General features: G+C 56.5%; 11 protein-coding genes and 1 pseudogene. 5 read left to right on the top strand and 7 right to left on the bottom strand.

The window, feature by feature from the left end; genetic code table 11:
- From BN1129_RS05020 to BN1129_RS05010, 3 genes and pseudogenes are all read right to left on the bottom strand, one after another.
- The gene (locus tag BN1129_RS05020) at window positions 1-1,272 is read right to left on the bottom strand and encodes a YeaH/YhbH family protein (RefSeq protein ID WP_042034880.1); all 1,272 of its coding nucleotides are present in this window, start codon (window positions 1,270-1,272) and stop codon (window positions 1-3) included.
- Between the two features lie 25 nt (window positions 1,273-1,297).
- Entirely contained in the window at window positions 1,298-3,220 is a 1,923-nt protein-coding gene (locus BN1129_RS05015; RefSeq protein ID WP_042034879.1) for a PrkA family serine protein kinase, read from the bottom strand.
- Window positions 3,221-3,789: 569 nt separating this feature from the next.
- Window positions 3,790-5,732, bottom strand: a pseudogene (locus tag BN1129_RS05010) (RecQ family ATP-dependent DNA helicase).
- A gap of 337 nt (window positions 5,733-6,069) precedes the next feature.
- On the opposite strand from BN1129_RS05010, the gene sstT reads away from it, so the two are divergent.
- Both sstT and BN1129_RS05000 read left to right on the top strand, forming a co-directional pair.
- Window positions 6,070-7,320, top strand: a complete 1,251-nt coding sequence (gene sstT, locus BN1129_RS05005) for a serine/threonine transporter SstT (RefSeq protein WP_042034878.1) — start codon at window positions 6,070-6,072, stop codon at window positions 7,318-7,320.
- Between the two features lie 205 nt (window positions 7,321-7,525).
- Window positions 7,526-8,515: a hypothetical protein gene (locus BN1129_RS05000; protein WP_042034877.1), complete on the top strand. Its 990-nt coding sequence runs from the start codon at window positions 7,526-7,528 to the stop codon at window positions 8,513-8,515.
- A 258-nt stretch (window positions 8,516-8,773) separates the two neighbouring features.
- Here BN1129_RS05000 and BN1129_RS04995 read toward each other — a convergent pair whose 3' ends face one another.
- The 3 genes from BN1129_RS04995 to pabB form a co-directional block, all read right to left on the bottom strand.
- Window positions 8,774-10,072 (bottom strand): serine/threonine transporter, encoded by a 1,299-nt coding sequence (locus tag BN1129_RS04995; RefSeq protein WP_042034876.1) that lies wholly within the window; start codon window positions 10,070-10,072, stop codon window positions 8,774-8,776.
- Between the two features lie 216 nt (window positions 10,073-10,288).
- Window positions 10,289-10,855, bottom strand: a complete 567-nt coding sequence (locus BN1129_RS04990; RefSeq protein ID WP_042034874.1) for a CoA pyrophosphatase — start codon at window positions 10,853-10,855, stop codon at window positions 10,289-10,291.
- An 82-nt stretch (window positions 10,856-10,937) separates the two neighbouring features.
- Window positions 10,938-12,224 (bottom strand): aminodeoxychorismate synthase component I, encoded by a 1,287-nt coding sequence (gene pabB, locus BN1129_RS04985; RefSeq protein WP_042034905.1) that lies wholly within the window; start codon window positions 12,222-12,224, stop codon window positions 10,938-10,940.
- 295 nt (window positions 12,225-12,519) lie between these two features.
- Between pabB and BN1129_RS04980 the strand changes: the two genes are divergently transcribed.
- Window positions 12,520-14,043, top strand: coding sequence for a fumarate hydratase (locus BN1129_RS04980; RefSeq protein ID WP_042034872.1), 1,524 nt, complete (start codon window positions 12,520-12,522; stop codon window positions 14,041-14,043).
- Window positions 14,044-14,550: 507 nt separating this feature from the next.
- On the opposite strand, the gene BN1129_RS04975 is transcribed toward BN1129_RS04980, so the two are convergent.
- Entirely contained in the window at window positions 14,551-15,042 is a 492-nt protein-coding gene (locus BN1129_RS04975; protein ID WP_042034871.1) for a cell division inhibitor SulA, read from the bottom strand.
- 233 nt (window positions 15,043-15,275) lie between these two features.
- Here BN1129_RS04975 and BN1129_RS04965 point away from each other — a divergent pair, with 233 nt between their 5' ends.
- Entirely contained in the window at window positions 15,276-15,473 is a 198-nt protein-coding gene (locus tag BN1129_RS04965) for a DUF4250 domain-containing protein (RefSeq protein ID WP_042034869.1), read from the top strand.
- A gap of 389 nt (window positions 15,474-15,862) precedes the next feature.
- Window positions 15,863-18,340 carry a glycogen/starch/alpha-glucan phosphorylase gene (locus BN1129_RS04960; RefSeq protein ID WP_042034868.1) on the top strand — a complete coding sequence of 826 codons (2,478 nt, stop codon included), beginning with the start codon at window positions 15,863-15,865 and terminating at the stop codon, window positions 18,338-18,340.
- Window positions 18,341-18,395 lie beyond the last annotated feature (55 nt).

Raw genomic sequence — 18,395 nt, 5'->3', positions numbered from 1 at the left:
TCACGCCGCTTGCTTCTTGAACAGCTCCCGGAATACCGGATAAATATCCTCGACCTTGCGAATGTGCTCCATCGCGAAATGGGGGAACTGGCTGGCCACCGACTCATATTCGTGCCACAGAGTCTGGTGGGCGCGGGTGGTGATCTCGATATAGGAGTAGTACCGCACCTGCGGCATTATGTCCCGCATCAGGATCTCCCGGCATTGCGGTGAATCATCGGCCCAGTTGTCACCATCGGATGCTTGCGCGGCATAGATGTTCCATTGATGGGCGGGGTAACGCTCGTTGATGATGTCGTTCATCATCTTGAGCGCGCTGGAGACAATGGTGCCGCCGGTCTCCTGGGAGTAGAAAAACTCGTGCTCATCCACTTCCTTGGCCTGGGTATGGTGGCGTATATAGACCACTTCCACGTTCTTGTAGGTCCGGCTCAGGAACAGATAGAGCAGGATATAGAAGCGCTTGGCCATCTCCTTGGTAGCCTGATCCATGGAACCCGACACGTCCATCAGGCAGAACATCACCGCCTGGCTGGAAGGCACGGGCCGTTTGACGAAGTTGTTGAATTTGAGATCGAAGGTGTCGATAAAAGGCACCGCTGCGATCCGCCGTTTCAGCTCCCTGATCTCCTTCTCAAGCAAGGTGATTTCGGCGAAATGTTCGTTGGGATCGGCCGCCAGCAGTACCAGCCGCTCTTCCAGTTCATGCAGCTGGCGTTTTTTGCCCGCTTGCAACGCCATACGCCGAGCAAGCGAGTTTTGCAGCGAACGCACCACGTTGATGTTGGCAGGCACCCCGTTGGAGGTGTAGCCCGCCCGGTAGGTTTTGACTTCCATGAGCTGGTTGAGCTGGGTTTTCTGCAGCCGCGGCAGCTCCAGATCTTCAAACAGCAGATCGAGATACTCATCCTTGGAGATCTGGAATACAAAATCGTCAGCGCCTTCCCCCTGATTGGATGCCTGGCCTTCTCCCGATCCCTGGCCTGCGCCCCCTCCCTTGGGGCGGTCAATCTTGTCACCTGAGACAAACTGGTCATTGCCGGGATGCACCATCTCTCGTTTACCGCCGTGCCCCTGATGAAAATGGGGCTCGCCGATATCCTTGGTCGGGATGCTGATACTTTCGCCCTTGTCTACGTCCTGAATGCTGCGCTTGGAGACAGCATCCGAGACCGCTTGTTTTATCTGCTTCTTGTAGCGGCGGATGAAGCGCTGCCGATTGACAGCGCTTTTGTTTTTGCCGTTGAGCCTGCGGTCGATAAAATGCGCCATAACTCCCCCTTGAACCACGGCAGGGTCAGGATGACTTGCGTACCCTGAGATACCATTCGGAGAGCAGTCGCACCTGTTTGCGGGTGTAGCCTTTCTCCATCATCCGTTCGACAAAGTTATCGTGCTTCTTCTGCTCCTCGGCCGAGGTTTTGCTGTTGAAGGAGATAACCGGCAGCAGCTCTTCCGTGTTGGAGAACATCTTCTTCTCGATCACGGTGCGCAGCTTCTCGTAACTGGTCCAGTTGGGGTTACGGCCTGCATTGTTGGCCCGGGCACGCAGCACGAAGTTGACGATTTCGTTACGGAAATCCTTCGGATTGCTGATCCCGGCGGGTTTCTCAATCTTCTCCAGCTCGCTGTTGAGCGACGAGCGATCAAACAGCTGACCGGTTTCCGGGTCACGGTACTCCTGATCCTGGATCCAGAAGTCGGCGTAGGTGACGTAGCGATCGAAGATGTTCTGGCCGTACTCGGAGTAGGACTCGAGATAGGCGGTCTGGATCTCCTTGCCAATGAACTCCACATAGCGCGGCGTCAGATAGCCCTTGATGAATTCGAGGTAGCGATCGTGCAGCTCCTGTGGGAACTGCTCACGCTCTATCTGTTGTTCCAGCACGTAGAAGAGATGCACCGGGTTGGCTGCCACTTCCGCGTGGTCGAAGTTGAAGACGCGAGAGAGGATCTTGAACGCAAAGCGGGTTGACAAGCCATTCATACCCTCGTCCACACCGGCGTAGTCACGGTACTCCTGATAGCTCTTCGCCTTGGGATCCGTGTCTTTCAGGCTCTCGCCATCATAGACCCGCATCTTGGAGTAGAGGCTGGAGTTTTCCGGCTCTTTCAGTCGGGAGAGGACGGAGAACTGACCCAACAGTTCCAAGGTGCCAGGTGCGCACTTGGCGTCAGTCAACTCGCTGTTTATAAGCAGTTTTTCGTAGATCTTCACCTCTTCCGAAACACGCAGGCAGTAGGGCACCTTGACGATGTAGACACGGTCGAGGAAGGCCTCGTTGTTCTTGTTGTTGCGGAACTGCTGCCACTCGGACTCGTTGGAGTGAGCCAGCAGAATACCGTCGAAGGGGAGGGCGGAAAGTCCCTCTGTGCCGTTGTAGTTCCCCTCCTGGGTGGCGGTCAGCAGTGGATGCAGTACCTTTATCGGTGCCTTGAACATCTCCACGAACTCCATGATCCCCTGGTTCGCCTTGCACAGCGCCCCCGAGTAGGAGTAAGCATCGGCATCATCCTGGGCAAAATGCTCCAGCATGCGGATGTCGACCTTGCCGACCAGAGAGGAGATATCCTGATTATTGTCATCACCCGGTTCCGTCTTGGCGATGGCAATCTGATCGAGGATGGAAGGGTTGACCTTCTCTACCTTGAACTTGGAGATGTCGCCACCGAACTCGTGCAGTCGCTTGGCCACCCAGGGCGACATGATGGGGCGCAGGTATCGGCGCGGAATGCCATACTCTTTTTCCAGCAGCTCGCCATCCTCTTCGATGTCGAACAGACAGAAGGGGTGATCGTTGACCGGTGAGCCCTTGATACGATAAACAGGCACTTTCTGCATCAGAGACTTGAGCTTTTCAGCCAGAGAGGATTTGCCGCCGCCAACCGGCCCCAGCAGATAGAGGATCTGCTTCTTCTCTTCCAGTCCTTGAGCCGAGTGCTTGAGGTAGGAGACGATCTGTTCGATGGCCTCTTCCATACCGTAGAAATCTTTGAAGGCGGGATAGCGTGCGACGACGCGGTTGGAAAAAAGACGACTGAGTCTGGGATTGACCGAGGTGTCGATCATTTCCGGCTCGCCGATGGCGACCAGCAAGCGCTCGGCAGCGGAGGCATAGCAGGCTTTGTCCTGCTTACACATGTCCAGAAACTCCTGGATGCTGTACTCCTCTTCCCTGGCTTTCTCGTATCGCTGTTGATAATGCTCGAAGATGCCCATAACTTTGCCCTCGTTATAGTCGCTTACCCTGAAAAGAGTGGATCACTACTTTTGTTCTGTTTACCTCATTAAGCCTAGTCAACAGCCCTCAGTAATCCATCACCATCTATTGGTATAAATTTGCAAGGGTACTTCCCGATCCTGATGCGGGAAGGCGCAATCAGTGACACACCTATGTTACTGACTGTTAAATTATTTTTGCCACGATAGTGAGGTAAATGTCAAAGACATAAAAAATAATTTTTTGCCAGAAAATGGAAAGAAGATCGAATTTATCGGGTCATCTGGCTGCAGCCTAGACGGGGCAAGGTGGAGGGAAAATAGCAAGAAGGAAATTTATTACGTTTACGTTAGCGTAATGCTGATAACTTGGTGTCTTAGCTCTAATTTTTACATTGACGCTACATTAGGGCTGCTCTAGATTGGCCCTGTGTCAGGCAGTCAGCGCTTTAGCAAGAGAGTGTTGGCTGCGGATACAAAGCTCTGTTTAAGCACGTTTCCGTTGGCTTGACCCTCGCAACAGCGAGGGTCTTATTTTTTCAACGCAGTGCGCACGAGCACAGAGATGCTCAGTCGTGATGGGCGGGGTAGATCCGTGACACCGCTGCCAGCACGTCGGCAAACGGATGTGCGGCCAGCTGGCCAAAGCCCGCCAGGCTTTTTGCCTTTACCCGGGTGGTCAGTGGCGTGGCTATGCCGCACAGAAAACGGGTCAGAATGCGAGGATGGCGAGTGTGGCACAAGGCTATCAGAGGATCGCACCAGGCGAGCAACCCGTTTTCGTTGGGCAGGGTGAGGGGTGGTAGTGGTGGCAGGATGGCGACCTCGCCACGGCAGACGGAGCAGTGCCCGCATTGGCTTGGCGCCTGCTCATCGGCAAAGTAGCGGGCCAGTTCATGGCTCAGGCAGCGAGTCGATGTAAAGAACGCGAGCAAGGCCTGCAACCGGGCCAGTTCACTCAACTCCTTCTTCTCGAACAGGGCATACAGCTCATCGGCCAGAACGTCGGTGTCCACTGCCTGGGGCGGGATCCGATAGACATCTGTCATCTGCTTGCTTTCCAGCTCTATCCAGCCCTGCTGTTGCAGATAATCCAGAGCCGCAGCGGCTCGCTGCCGCTCTCCCTGGTAACCTTGCCAGAGTGCATCGAAGTCCATGGTACACCAGCTGCGCGCCTGCGGGGCGCAGGTAAACAGCTGCTCCAGAAACTGGCGGCGATCCGGATTGAAACGGGCCAGGATCTCGGCCTTATCCAGCACGAACTTGAAGCGATACTCGGCGAAATAGCTGTAGGCTGGCGCTATGATGCCTGCCATTTCCAGATAGACCAGCAGTGTCTTGAGCGGCAACTGACGGATGTTGGTGTCGTTGGAGAGGCGCAGCAGACCAAACTCCCACTCGCTGCCGCTTTGTTGCAAGATCTCGAGCAGCGTTACTATGGCGGCGCGATCGGGCGTATCCCCGTACACGAAATTCTCCAGCACGGGAAGTTGGGCGCGATTGGCCAGCACTATGCAGCGGGAAGGGAGCCCATCCCGCCCGGCACGGCCGATCTCCTGACTGTAGTTCTCGATGGATTTGGGCAGATCGTAGTGAATGACCCGGCGAATATCCGCCTTGTCGATACCCATGCCAAAGGCGATGGTGGCCACGATGCAATCCACCTTGCCTGCCATGAAGTCATGCTGGATCTGGCTGCGCAGGGCCGAGTCGAGCCCGGCATGATAGGCACACGCCCGGATCCCCGCCCGTTGCAGCAGCGCGGCACATTGCTGCGCCGTGTGCTGCAAGGTGACGTAGACGATGGTGGGGGCGCCGGGTTCGCGCCGCACTTCCGCTTGCAGCCAGCCATCGCGTGCCTCGGCGGGCAGGGGGACGACGGCCAGATCCAGGTTGGCGCGATAGAAACCGGTGACGATGAGCCCTTCATCCTCGATATCGAACTTGGCCTGCATGTCTGCCATGACCGCCGGCGTTGCCGTTGCGGTCAGCAGCAACACCAGGGGGATCTTCAGCTCGCGGCGGTAAGTCGGCAGCTTGAGGTAGTCGGGTCGAAAGTTGTGACCCCACTCCGAGATGCAGTGCGCCTCATCTACCACCAGCATCGACAGCGGCACCTGCTGGATAGCGGCACCTGCTGGATGAAGCGGCGAAAGCGCTCGTTCTTGAGCCGCTCTACCGAGATCATCAGGATCTTGAGCTGACCGTCGCTGGCCTGTTGCATCACATGGCGGCTCTCCTCCGGCGTCTGGCTCGAATCCAGGGTCGCGGCGGCTATCCCCTTGCTGCGCAAGAAGGCGAGCTGGTCGTGCATCAGCGCGATCAACGGGGAGATCACCAGGGTCAGGTGGGGCAAGGCAAGGGCGGGTAGCTGGTAACAGAGAGACTTGCCGGAGCCGGTGGGAAAGATGGCGGCTGCGCTCTGACCTGCCAGCAACCGGCTGATCACCGCTTCCTGACCGGGCCTTAACTGGTCGAAGCCGAAGTGGCGGGTCAACAGGGACGAGATCATGGCAGGACTCCAGTGTAAAACCCCCATGATACCACCGCCGGGGAGTATCTGGACGGCTAACCAGGGGAAAACGGCACCCAATTGGGTGCTGTTGATATTGTGTTGTCGTATTGTTGTCGGTTTTTTGTGAGGTTGACCGGATATTTTTCAGTGATTATGTGGAAAAAAGCGATTGCAGATGGGATATTCCTTGTCCGCAATCCCATGTGTTTCCGGACATGCTCAAGAGAAGGTTTGCCGGGGCAGATGACGCCAGCCTGTGACATGGGTGTCGCCTGGCGTAGCGATTGCCAACAGGACTAATGATTCACGCACTTCGGTGCTCAGGGACTATTTGATGACACAACACCCCCCCCTCATGCGACTGGTCAACAGCACCAGTCTGGTTAGCCAGATCCTGGTCGGTCTGGTACTCGGTATCCTCCTTGCCATGTTCATGCCGGAATGGGCCAAGGCAGCGGGTCTGCTTGGCAGCCTGTTTGTTGGCGCGTTGAAGGCGGTTGCTCCACTGCTGGTCTTTGTATTGGTAATGGCAGCGATCATCGGTCACAAGCAAGGTCAGAAGACCCGCATTCGCCCGCTGCTCGCACTCTACCTGTTTGGCACCTTTGCTGCCGCCATGGTGGCGGTGATCGCCAGCTTCCTGTTCCCCACCAACCTGCATCTGGTGGCCAATACTGCCGAGATCACCCCGCCGGGTGGCATCACAGAGGTGTTGCAGACGCTGCTGTTCAATGTGGTGACCAACCCGGTCAAGGCGCTGATGGATGCTAACTATATCGGGATCCTGGCGTGGGCCATCGGCCTGGGTATTGCGATGCGCCATGCCAACGAGAGCACCAAGGCGTTGATCACCGATCTTTCCCAGGGTGTCTCCACCATAGTGAAAGCGGTGATCCGCTGTGCGCCGCTGGGTATTCTGGGTCTGGTTGCCTCGACCCTGGCCGAAACCGGCTTCGATGCGCTGTTTGGTTATGCCCAACTGCTGATGGTACTGATTGGCTGCATGCTGTTTATCGCTTTCGTGGTCAACCCGCTGATCGTGTTCTGGAAGATCAAGCGCAACCCCTATCCGCTGGTGCTGACCTGCCTCAAAGAGAGTGGCATGACCGCCTTCTTCACCCGCAGCTCTGCCGCAAATATCCCGGTCAACATGGCGCTGTGTGCAAAATTGCGCCTGCCGGAAGATACCTACGCGGTCTCTATCCCGCTGGGCGCCACCATCAACATGGCTGGTGCCGCTATCACCATTACCGTGCTCTCTATGGCTGCGGTACACACCTTAGGCATGGAAGTGGATCTGGCCACTGCCGTGCTGCTCTCCATGGTCGCGACGGTCAGTGCCTGCGGCGCCTCCGGCGTGGCCGGTGGCTCACTGCTGCTGATCCCGCTGGCGTGCAGCCTGTTTGGCATCGGCAACGACATCGCCATGCAGGTAGTGGCCGTGGGCTTTATCATCGGCGTGCTGCAGGATTCTGCCGAGACAGCGCTTAACAGCTCCACCGACGTGCTGTTCACCGCTGCTGCCTGTATGGCCGAGGATGAATCGCTGCTGGAACCCGCAGCACTGCCCAGCGGCGAGGCGTGATCCGATAGATTAAGTGTTTGATTCAGCCCCTCTTTTCGAGGGGTTTTTTACATCCACTCGCCGAGATTGATTGGGGGGAGGTGCTCACAAGAAAACATCCTTTGGATGAAATGCTTGGTTACACATAGCCGACAGACAGCGCGGGATCTGCCCCCTAACATAGCGGCTGAATAATAAAGTTCAGGTTTAACAACGAGATCTAATAATGAACAAAACAACACTTTCGTGGGCAATCGTTGGTGCATTGGGTTTGGCTGGTTGTGGCGGCGGTGGTGAGGACAGTGGTGGCGGTACAACCCCACCTGAGCCAGCGCCGAGGGCGTTGCCGGATGCTGGGGTCTATGTCCCCGTCTTGATGGACGCTCAGGGGCAGTTAATCAACCGCCCGGTCAACGACAGCTATCGTGCGCTGGGCTTTGTCTATCCGGCGTCCGCAGAGGGTACGGGTTGGACGCTGAACATAGCTGAAAAAACAAGTCCCACATCGAGCACTTATACCTTCCCTCATGGCTTTTCTTCTTTGAACAAAGGGGAGGGCTTCCCATTGACGTTGTCGCTTTTGGTGAGCAAAAGCCAGCCCAGCCTCTTCGATTCAGCGGAGCAAAAGTCCAATATCAATGTCGATGGATTGGTCAAGGTGGCGTCTGTGCCAGATGCGGCGGGAAGCAGTCAGTCACTCTGGGTTCTGGATTATCGACCCGTCAAAGCCAACATCGATTCAGCGCTCACTATTCAGAATTGGGGCGGTCAGATTGCATTGCAGCCGATGGTCACTGCGCCTATCAACGCAGACTCCTGGTACAACCTTGGGGAGAGTGCGCTGTTTCAGGATGTTAAAACCGAGCGCAGCAACAAGGGATCGGGGATCAAGCTGACCATCTTGTTTAAAGAGGGATGTTCTGTCAGCGGTGAGACAGAGGCCAACACTCAAGGTCTGAACAAGCTGACATTGACTGGTTGGAGTAACCGGTCGTGCAGCTTCAATACCCTAACAGGGTCTGCTGATATCAAGGATGGAAAAATATATGAGGGGATGTGGGAGAAAAAGATGCGCGAATTTGCCAATCGCGACGCCAGTGTCACCGCATATCTGACCATGAAGCCCGGTAGCCATGGTCAGAAAGACACGCTGCTACTCGGCATCCCTGAGATCACCGGCATCACGCCGTTCGTTTTGGAAGCACAACCACTCTAGTCAGCAAGAGAGAGTAGGTGTTTTTCAAGAGAGGCCAGTCGCTCACCCGACTGGCATTTTTGTTGGCTGAGGTGCGCCGCGGGGCGCTGACAACATCATGATGCGGGCTGTGCCCCAGATCGTTGTGTGAGTTGGGATGTTACGTCACCGCAGTAACTGCGTGATGAGGCGTTAAGCATATTCAGGGCGGGACAAGCGCAATAAAAAAGCCAGCCGAATGTTCGGCTGGCTTTTTGCTATCAGAGGCAGGTAGGGGGATTAGCCGACCAGCTGATAGAGGATGGCGGAGATGGCGATCGTGCCCATCAGGGCGACGAACGCGTTGCTGATGTGACCCTGGTATTTTGCCATAGCTGGCACGCGCTTGATGGCGTACATCGGCATGATGAAGAGGATGGTGGCGATGATGGGGCCGCCCAAGGATTCAATCATACCCAGGATGGAGGGGTTGGCCACCGCGGTGCCCCATAGGGTCAGGATGAAGAAGGCGATGATGAACATCTCGACTTTCTTGGCATTCGGCTCTTTGCCTGACTTGCGCATGTTCTGCACTATCATCCCTTTCAGACCTTCTCGGGCGCCCAGATAGTGGCCGAAGAAGGAGGAAACGATGGCCACGAAGGCAACCAGCGGACCGAAGTAGGAGATGAGGGGGCTGGCATGTTGGTTGGCCAGATAGGAGAGCACGGCGATGTTTTGGGCCTTGGCTTCAGCCAGTTGAGCCGGTGTCAGGCTCATGACGCAGGAGAAGACGAAGAACATCACGAAGCCCAGCAGCACCATGGAGGTACGCTTGAGGATGGCATCGGCTTTCTCGACAGCCTGGTCACCGTGGTCGCGGCGCTGGGCCAGGGAGAAACTGGAGATGGCCGGGCTGTGGTTGAAGGAGAAAACCAGTACCGGGATGGTCAGCCACAGGGTAGTGGCGAAATCCTTGGCAGAGGGCACTTGCTCGAGTGCAGCGCCGGTCCAGTCAGGAATGAGGTACAAAGAGATACCGGCCAGAATGACGATAAGCGGGTAGACCAGGACCTCGGTCACTTTCAGCATCAGCTTCTCGCCCGCCAGCATTACCGACATCATGCCCATGATCAGCACGATGGAGAGCAGCCAGCGTGGTGGGGCCACCATCTGCAGCTGGTTGACCATGAAGCTCTCGACGGTGTTGGTGATACCCACGCCGTAGATCAGCACTATGGGGTAGATGGCGAAGAAGTAGAGCAGGGTGATCAACTTGCCTGCACCGACGCCGAAATGCTCTTCTACCACTTCAGTGATATCGGCATTGGGCTTTTTGGAGGAGAGGACGAAGCGAGCCAGACCACGGTGAGCCAGGTAGGTCATTGGGCCAACCAGCAGCGCCATCACTACCAGTGGCCAGAAGCCACCCATACCGGCGTTGATCGGCAGGAACAGGATCCCGGCGCCAACGGCGGTGCCAAACAGGCTGATGACCCAGGTAGAGTCGCGTTTTTCCCAACGAGTAGCTTGAGTAGAGCGGGTCCCTTGCTCTGTTGACGACGCAACTTCCTGCGTGCCATTGACTGTGTTTGACATCTATCTCACCCCGAATGTGTGGTTCTTATTAAGTCGGCGCAAGGATACGATTTTTTTAATCAAAAATGTTGATCAAATTCATCTTTACGGCACAGAAAACCGCACTTTCTTATGGAAATGTGATCAAAACAAGAAAAGTTCAATTTTTGTTTATCAATTGGCACGTTATTTTAGTGTTAATGATTAAATCTTGCTCGGTCAAATGTAAGTAAATTGTTATCTCGCAAGGTGTTGGGCAAGTTGGTTAATCATGCTGGCGGTGGCCCCCCAGATAAAGTGCTGCTGCCAGGGGATCCAGTAGATGGTGTGCTGCTTGCCACCTCTTGGGATGGTGAGGGCGATATGGTGACGCCGATCCAGCAGATGGGTCAGCGGTACTTCAAATGCGTGCTCGACTTCATCCTGGCTCAAGGTGAGCTGATAATCGGCTGCAACCAGTCCCAGCACCGGCAGCACCTCGTATTGGGAGACAGTATTGAGGGAGCTGAGGGTGCCGATGATCTCGATCTGGGCGGGCGCGATGCCGAGCTCTTCCTGGGTTTCCCGCAATGCCGTGTGGATCAGATCCCGGTCGTCGGGATCCTGCCTGCCACCGGGGAAACTGATTTGCCCCGCATGATGGCGCAGGTTCGGGCTGCGACGGGTCAGCAGTAGCTGCAGGCCGTCGGCCCGGGCTACCAGCGGCAGCAAGACGGCGGCGGGCTTGAGTCCTGCCTCCGTCAGCCGATGGGCCGGGGCGGGGCATTGCAGCAAGAAGCGGGTCAACAGTTCGGTGCGATCCATCTCGGCTATGTATCTCAACTCTTTGCCTGGTTCTGTCCTTGAGTCTCTCGCGTGGCGCCCTTTCTGTCCATGCGTCAGGTGCTTAGCGCAGCGCATTCAGCAGCGGTAGTATGCGAGCCACCTTGTCATAGGTCTCCTGATACTCGCTGTCTACCTCGGAGTCGGCGATCACGCCGCCACCGGCCCAGCAGTGCAGCTGACCATCTGCCGCTATCAGGGTGCGGATGCAGATGCTGGTATCCATCCGGCCATGCTGACTCAGGTAGCCGATGCTGCCGCAGTAGGCGTTGCGTCGTTGGGGCTCCAGCTCCTCTATGATCTCCATCGCCCTGATCTTGGGGGCTCCCGTGATGGAACCGCCCGGGAAGCAGGCACGCAGCAGATCCACCGCCTGCCAGCGGCTGTCCAGCTCACCGTGGATGGTGGAGACCAGATGATGCACCGCCGGGAATGACTCCACCGCGAACAGGCTCGGCACGTGGACTGAGCCGGGGCGGCTCACCCTGCCGATATCGTTGCGCAGCAGGTCCACTATCATCAGATTTTCCGATCTGTCCTTGTCGGCGCCAGCCAGTTCGAGGGCGCTGGCCTGATCTTGCCGTGGATCGGCAAGCCGTGGGCGAGTGCCCTTGATGGGCTTGGTTTCGATATGGCGATCATCGAGCAGCAGGAACCGCTCGGGGGAGAGGCTCAGGATGGCGCTCTGGGGCAGTCGGATAAAGGCCGAGAAGGGGGCCCGGTTGGCGCGTGACAACGCCTGATAAGCCTGCCATTCATCACCGCGATAGGCAGCGCTGAAGCGCTGGGTCAGGTTGATCTGGTAACAGTCCCCGGCACTCAGGTAAGCCTGTACCCGCGCAAATTTCTCGCCATATTCGGCGCGGCTCATGTTGCTGCGCCACTCCCCCTGCAGGGCAAATGGCGGTGTTGGTATCTCGTACTGCGCGGCCAGCCACTGCAGCCGGCGATTGAGGCCAGCCTTGTCACCCCAGTGCACCAGCTGCCAGGCGCCGCTCGCCACATTTCGTAGCAGCGCCCAGTCGTAAATGCCCACCGCCATGTCTGGCACGGACAGATCCCGTTGCGCCTGCTCCGGCAGCCGTTCGAAGCGGCGGCCCAGATCATAGCCAAACAGCCCGAGAGCGCCGCCAATAAAAGGCAGCGTGTCGCTGTGTGGCGCCATTTCACCCAGCAGTTCGCGCTGCCGTTGTGCCAGCAGGGTCAGGGGATCGGCATCAAACGACCGGCGCTGTTCACCCTGGGCTATCCAGGTCAAGGGTCCCTCGGTCTGCAGGGTCGCCAGCGGGTCGGCTGTGATGATGTCAAAACGGTTGTCCGCCCCTTGAGGGCCGGCCGACTCCAGCAACATGGCCCAGGGCTGATGATGCAGACGAGTAAACAGCGCATGCAGCGCCGTCTGGTGATCAAAATGGTGGATATGAAGAGTTGGTTTCATTTTTTGTTACACAGGCAACAGTTTGCACCCTGCTCCCTAGCCGGTACGGGGGGGCAAGCGTATCATAGGCGCCGGAATTTTTAGAAAAAACACGCCGTTGTCTCTCGGATCGGCAGGCACCTCGCCTGGCACCACCACACCGAAGCACGGCTTATATGGAAGCCCTTGCTCTGCCGTCATGGTGAAGACAAGGACCAGTGAGGATGATATGAGCATCATTAAAAAACAGGATTTTATCGATTCCGTCGCCGACGCCCTGCAGTACATCTCCTACTATCACCCCCTCGATTTCGTCCATGCTGCCAAGGCTGCCTATGACCGCGAGATCAACCCGGCCGCCAAGGATGCCCTGGCCCAGATCCTGATCAACTCCCGCATGTCTGCCGAAGGGCATCGTCCGCTCTGCCAGGACACCGGCATCGTGACCTGTTTCGTCAAGATCGGCATGCAAGTGCAGTGGGACAGCGACATGACGGTGCAGGAGATGGTGGACGAGGGCACCCGCCGCGCTTACACCAATCCTGACAACCCGCTGCGCGCCTCGGTACTGGCCGATCCGGCCGGCAGCCGCAAGAACACCAAGGATAACGCCCCTGCTGTCGTGCATATCGATATGATCCCCGGCAACAAGGTGGAAGTGAGCATCGCGGCCAAAGGTGGCGGCTCCGAGAATAAATCCAAGATGGTGATGCTCAACCCCTCTGATGATGTGGTTGAGTGGGTGCTGAAAACCGTGCCGACCATGGGCGCCGGCTGGTGTCCGCCCGGCATGCTGGGCATCGGTATCGGCGGTACCGCTGAAAAAGCCGCGGTACTGGCCAAAGAGGCCCTGATGGAGCACATCGACATTCAGGAGCTGATCGCCCGTGGTCCCGAGACCACCGAAGAGCAGCTGCGGGTCGAGCTCTACGACAAGGTCAACAAGCTGGGGATTGGTGCCCAGGGTCTGGGCGGCCTCACCACAGTGCTGGACGTGAAGGTCAAGAGCGCCCCGACTCACGCGGCCTCCAAGCCGGTAGTGATGATCCCCAACTGCGCCGCCACCCGCCACGTTCACTTCGAACTGGATGGTTCAGGCCCCGCCGAACTGACCCCGCCGAAACTGAGCGACTGGCCGGAAATCACCCGTGAAGCGGGTGGCAACGTGCGTCGCGTCAACGTCGACGGCATCACCAAGGCGGAGCTTGCCAGCTGGAAGAGCGGTGATACCGTGCTGCTTTCTGGCAAGATCCTCACCGGTCGTGATGCCGCCCACAAGCGCATCGCCGACATGCTCAAGAAGGGGGAAGGTCTGCCGGAAGGGGTAGATTTTACCAACCGTTTCATCTATTACGTCGGCCCGGTCGATGCAGTACGTGACGAAGTGGTTGGCCCCGCGGGTCCCACCACCTCCACCCGGATGGACAAGTTCACCGACATGATGCTGGGTGAAACCGGCCTCATCGGCATGATCGGCAAATCCGAGCGTGGCCCCAAGACGGTCGAGAGCATCAAGCAGCACCAGGCCGTTTATCTGATGGCCGTCGGTGGCGCCGCCTATCTGGTGGCCAAGGCGATCAAGAAGGCGCGTGTGGTGGCCTTTGCCGACCTGGGGATGGAAGCCATCTATGAATTCGAGGTGGAAGACATGCCGGTAACAGTGGCGGTGGACTCTCGGGGCAACAACATACATGAAACAGGCCCGGCCTACTGGTCAGCCAAGATTGCCGAGCTCGATACCAAGCTCTCCTGAGTCGCCAACTTGCCGGTAGCGGCTTCACGGCCATCAGGTGAAGCGGCCAACTCGCAGGTCCTATTCAACAATAGGCACTGCGTAAAAAAGGTGACCCCAGGGTCTGATGCCAGTCAGTTAAGCATTTTTGTGACTGAGTATTCGAAATGTTGAATAACAGGAGCTGTGCCAGGGTTAACACGTCAATCTGGCTGACACCTTTGCCCTGACTGGCATCCAATAAAAAGAGGGAGGCATCATGCCTCCCTCACTCTTTGGCCCTTATCCCTCGCGGGTTGGGACTCACACTCTCTTAACTGACTTGCATTAGACCCCAGGGGCGCATTTTTCTATGCGTGGCAGGCCAGATTGGCGGCCTGCTCATGGGCGGGGTTATCCTGCTTGAACGTTGCTTACTGGGATATTTTGCCCCCCTGTAATCTTTGTTGATGACCTTGTCTGTGCCTACGACTGTTCATCCCACTCTGCCTTTGCACGGTTTTATCCTTTCGCTCGATCGGCCCGGTATCAATGGTTGAGATAGATATCCTGTCCGCCATAGGCCAGTGCGCCGTTGTGAACGGGGAGGGCGGTCCTTGCCGGTTCGAAGAAGCGAGTCAGCACCCCGAAGCGTTGTCCCAGCTTGCTTAGCTTGGCGCGATCCAGCGAGACCTGCTCAGGCAGCCAGGTCAGGACGGCCGCGCAGTGGCCATTACCCAGACTCTGCTCCAGCATGCGTTGCCAGTTTTTGATCTTGGGGCTGTGTACCACCAGCACGCGATCAGGATTGATCCCCTGTGCCTGCAGCTGTTTGGCCACCGGCAGGCCCGGCGGCGCAATGAGCAGGATCCAGCCCGTGTCGCCGTGGCTCAGTCTCACCAGCTCATCGAGCAGCGGTGGTTCCTGGCTGGCAGATGCCGTGAGAGGTTCATCTTCGATCTTGCCTTGATGCCGAGTGGGCCAGGGATTGCTCATGCTGACAGAGGCGGCAAAAAGGGGATGACTCATGGGCTGGCTCATATGCTTTTCCTGTATGAATAACCATGCTGTATGCGCATACAGTAGTTGCAACTCACACCAGTGACAAGCCATTTATGGTCAATAATGTGATCAAGCTGGCAGGAATTATGTTCATGACATTGATTTTAAAAGATATTTATTTCTCTCTTAATGTGGGTGTTTTTTAGGCTATGGACAAAGTGGGAGCCGGCGCCCATGGTTATACAGTCGCTTTGTGAAGAGGAGAGATGAGGATGGACGTTAGCACCTTGCAACGAATAGATGCCAATATTCTGCTCGGGATCATCAATGAGAAGCTGCGGCTGGAGTGCGATGGTCTGGAGGAGTTATTGGCCTATTACGACATGACGGAGGATCAGCTCGCGACCCGTTTATTGCAGATAGGCTATCACTACGACCCCATGAGCAATCAGTTCAAGGCACATGGTTAAAGGGGGGGAGATCGCCATCATAGATTGTCGTCAGTCTGGTCCTATGAACAGTGCGCATTGAAAACGATTTCAATGCGCACTGTATTTTAAGTTATTTTCATGGATTTTCAGTACTTGGCAATGATTGAAAACCTATTCACGGGTTTATATTTTCATTTATTTATTAAGTTACTGATTTTAAATGAAATGAGTGGCCGTGGTTAATCAGTTTCAGGAAAGGGTTTTCAAGCTTGAACTGTCATTTTTATGCGTTAAAGTGTGACTTGCGTTAACTTTTCAACCATCAGCTTTAGCTAGTATGCCCACGCCGGAACATATTCTGAGAGAACAACAGCACCGGTCCCTAATGGGATAACAATTTTATTATTCTGTAACGAAGGAAATGGTTTATGGCTACCAAGAAGAAGACAGACCAGGATCTCCAACTGGATAAAGATCAGCTCAAGGCGAGTATCGTGCGTCACCTGCGTTCTACCTTGGGTACAAGCGAACAGAAAGCCTCGCCAGAAGCGTGGTGGAAAGCGACCGCAGCCGCCGTCAACGAACAGGTGTACGAGCGCCTGACCCGCACTCAGCAGACTCACTTCAAGAAAGATACTCGTGCCATTCACTATCTCTCTGCTGAATTCCTGATGGGGCGTTTGACCTCCAACAACCTGCACAACCTCTCCCTGTACAAAGTGTGTGAAGAGGCGTTGGGTGAACTCGGTCTGGAACTGACCGACCTGTGTGAACAAGAGCCGGACATGGCGCTCGGCAACGGTGGCCTTGGCCGCCTGGCCGCCTGCTTCATCGATTCGCTGGCGACCCTGAATTACCCGGCAGTCGGTTACGGCATCCATTATGAGCACGGCCTGTTCCGTCAGGAGATCCAGGATGGTCGTCAGATAGAGCGTCCGGATTCCTGGCGTGAATATGGCAACCCCTGGGAGATCTGCCGTCCCGAGTCCGTGCAAGACGTGCCACTCTACGGTTATGTCGAGACCGTGTTTGGTGACAACGGCGGTCTGAAGAAGGTGTGGCACGCTGGTCGCAAGATCAAAGGGGTGCCTTGGGATATCCCTGTGGTGGGCTTTGGTGGACATACCGTCAACATACTGCGTTTGTGGGAATCCCGCGCCTCCGAGTTTTTTGACTGGGACGTGTTCAACGCCGGTGGTTACATCGACTCCCAGGCCGAGAAAGCCCAGGCTGAAACCATCTCCAAGGTACTCTATCCGAACGATGAGACAGACGCGGGTAAGGAGCTGCGCCTGATCCAGCAGTATTTCTTCTGTGCCTGTTCCATCAAGGACATCATGCGCCGCTACAAGCGGGTGCATGGCTCGGATTTCAGCAACTTTGCCGCTCAGATCGCCATTCAGCTCAATGATACCCACCCGACCGTGGCCATCCCCGAGCTGATGCGGATGCTGGTGGATGAGGAAGATCTGAACTGGGATGCTGCCTGGGCCATCTGCTATCAGGTTTTCTCCTACACCAACCACACCCTGCTGCCGGAAGCGCTGGAGAAGTGGTCGGTCAGTCTGTTCGAGAAAGTACTGCCTCGCCATCTGGAAGTGATTTACGAGATCAACGCCCGCTTCCTGAGCGAGCTGGTCGAGCCCAAGTGGCCGGGCAACGATGCCATCAAGGCCAAGCTCTCCATCATCGAAGAGGGAGATGTGCGCAAGGTGCGCATGGGCAACCTGGGGGTGATCGGCTCCTCCAAGGTGAACGGCGTGGCCGAGATCCACTCCAAGCTGGTGAAAGAGGATCTCTTCCCTGAGTATGCCGAGCTGTGGCCAGAGAAGCTGTGCAACGTTACCAATGGTGTGACCCCGCGTCGTTGGCTGCTGGCGTGCAACCCGGAACTGGCTGGCCTCTACAACGAAGTGGTGGGCAAGGAGTGGCCGCTGCAACTGGACAAACTGCGTGGCGTAGTGAAATTTGCCGACGACAAGGCGTTCCAGCAGCAATTCATGACCATCAAGCGTCATAACAAGGAGAAGCTGGTCAAGGTCATCAAGGACGAAACCGGCATTGATGTGAGCGCCGAGGCGATCTTTGACGTCCAGATCAAGCGTCTGCACGAGTACAAGCGCCAACAGCTTAACCTTATCCACATCATGGCACTCTACCGTCGCCTGTTGGCCAACCCGGACTATGACATGCACCCGCGTGTGTTCATCTTCGGCTCCAAGGCTGCGCCCGGTTACAAGCTGGCCAAAGACATCATCTATGCCATCAACAAGCTGGCTGAGCGGGTCAATAACGATGCTCGCATTCAGGGCAAGCTGAAGGTGGTGTTCATGCCGAATTACCGCGTCAGCCTGGCCGAGAAGCTGATCCCGGCTGCCGATGTCTCCGAGCAGATCTCCACCGCCGGTTACGAGGCCTCCGGTACCGGCAACATGAAGATGGCATTGAACGGCGCCATCACCATAGGGACGCTGGATGGGGCCAACATCGAGATCGCGGAAGAGGCGGGTGCCGAAAACTGCGCCATCTTCGGTCTGAATGTGGACGAGGTGAAGGCATTGAAGGGACGCGGTTACAACCCGTATGACTTCTACTATGCCAACTCCGAGCTCAAGGCTGTGCTGGACTGGTTCGATACCGACTACTTCACGCCGGGTCGTCCGGGTGAACTCTCCTCCATCAAGCGCTCCTTGCTGGAAGGGGGCGATCCTTACCTGACCCTGGCCGATTTTGCCTCCTACTCCGAAGCTCACAAGCTGATCGATACCTGGTATCGGGATCCGGCACTGTGGGCGAAGAAGGCCATCATCAACTCCGCCACCATGGGCAAGTTCAATTCGGATCGTTCCATCCAGGACTACGTGGATCGGATCTGGAACCTCAAGCGCTGCAACATTACGGGTTGATCCCCGTCTTGATATGAAAAAGCCCTCGCATTGCGAGGGCTTTTTGCTGGGTGCG

The sequence above is a fragment of the Aeromonas popoffii genome (genome assembly GCF_000820025.1).
In the GTDB taxonomy this organism is placed as follows: Bacteria; Pseudomonadota; Gammaproteobacteria; order Enterobacterales; family Aeromonadaceae; genus Aeromonas; species Aeromonas popoffii.
Note: the sequence above shows the minus strand (reverse complement) of the source record. Positions and strands in the feature narration are given on the sequence as shown.

What these genes read in the sequence shown, in the direction of transcription:
- BN1129_RS04990 (WP_042034874.1), bottom strand. Translation starts at nt 10,855, where the DNA reads ATGGATCGCACCGAACTGTTGACCCGCTTCTTGCTGCAATGCCCCGCC.
- BN1129_RS05000 (WP_042034877.1), top strand. Translation starts at nt 7,526, where the DNA reads ATGAACAAAACAACACTTTCGTGGGCAATCGTTGGTGCATTGGGTTTG.
- BN1129_RS04960 (WP_042034868.1), top strand. Translation starts at nt 15,863, where the DNA reads ATGGCTACCAAGAAGAAGACAGACCAGGATCTCCAACTGGATAAAGAT.
- BN1129_RS04980 (WP_042034872.1), top strand. Translation starts at nt 12,520, where the DNA reads ATGAGCATCATTAAAAAACAGGATTTTATCGATTCCGTCGCCGACGCC.
- sstT (WP_042034878.1), top strand. Translation starts at nt 6,070, where the DNA reads ATGACACAACACCCCCCCCTCATGCGACTGGTCAACAGCACCAGTCTG.
- BN1129_RS04995 (WP_042034876.1), bottom strand. Translation starts at nt 10,072, where the DNA reads ATGTCAAACACAGTCAATGGCACGCAGGAAGTTGCGTCGTCAACAGAG.
- BN1129_RS04975 (WP_042034871.1), bottom strand. Translation starts at nt 15,042, where the DNA reads ATGAGCCAGCCCATGAGTCATCCCCTTTTTGCCGCCTCTGTCAGCATG.
- BN1129_RS05015 (WP_042034879.1), bottom strand. Translation starts at nt 3,220, where the DNA reads ATGGGCATCTTCGAGCATTATCAACAGCGATACGAGAAAGCCAGGGAA.
- BN1129_RS05020 (WP_042034880.1), bottom strand. Translation starts at nt 1,272, where the DNA reads ATGGCGCATTTTATCGACCGCAGGCTCAACGGCAAAAACAAAAGCGCT.
- BN1129_RS04965 (WP_042034869.1), top strand. Translation starts at nt 15,276, where the DNA reads ATGGACGTTAGCACCTTGCAACGAATAGATGCCAATATTCTGCTCGGG.
- pabB (WP_042034905.1), bottom strand. Translation starts at nt 12,224, where the DNA reads ATGTTGCTGGAGTCGGCCGGCCCTCAAGGGGCGGACAACCGTTTTGAC.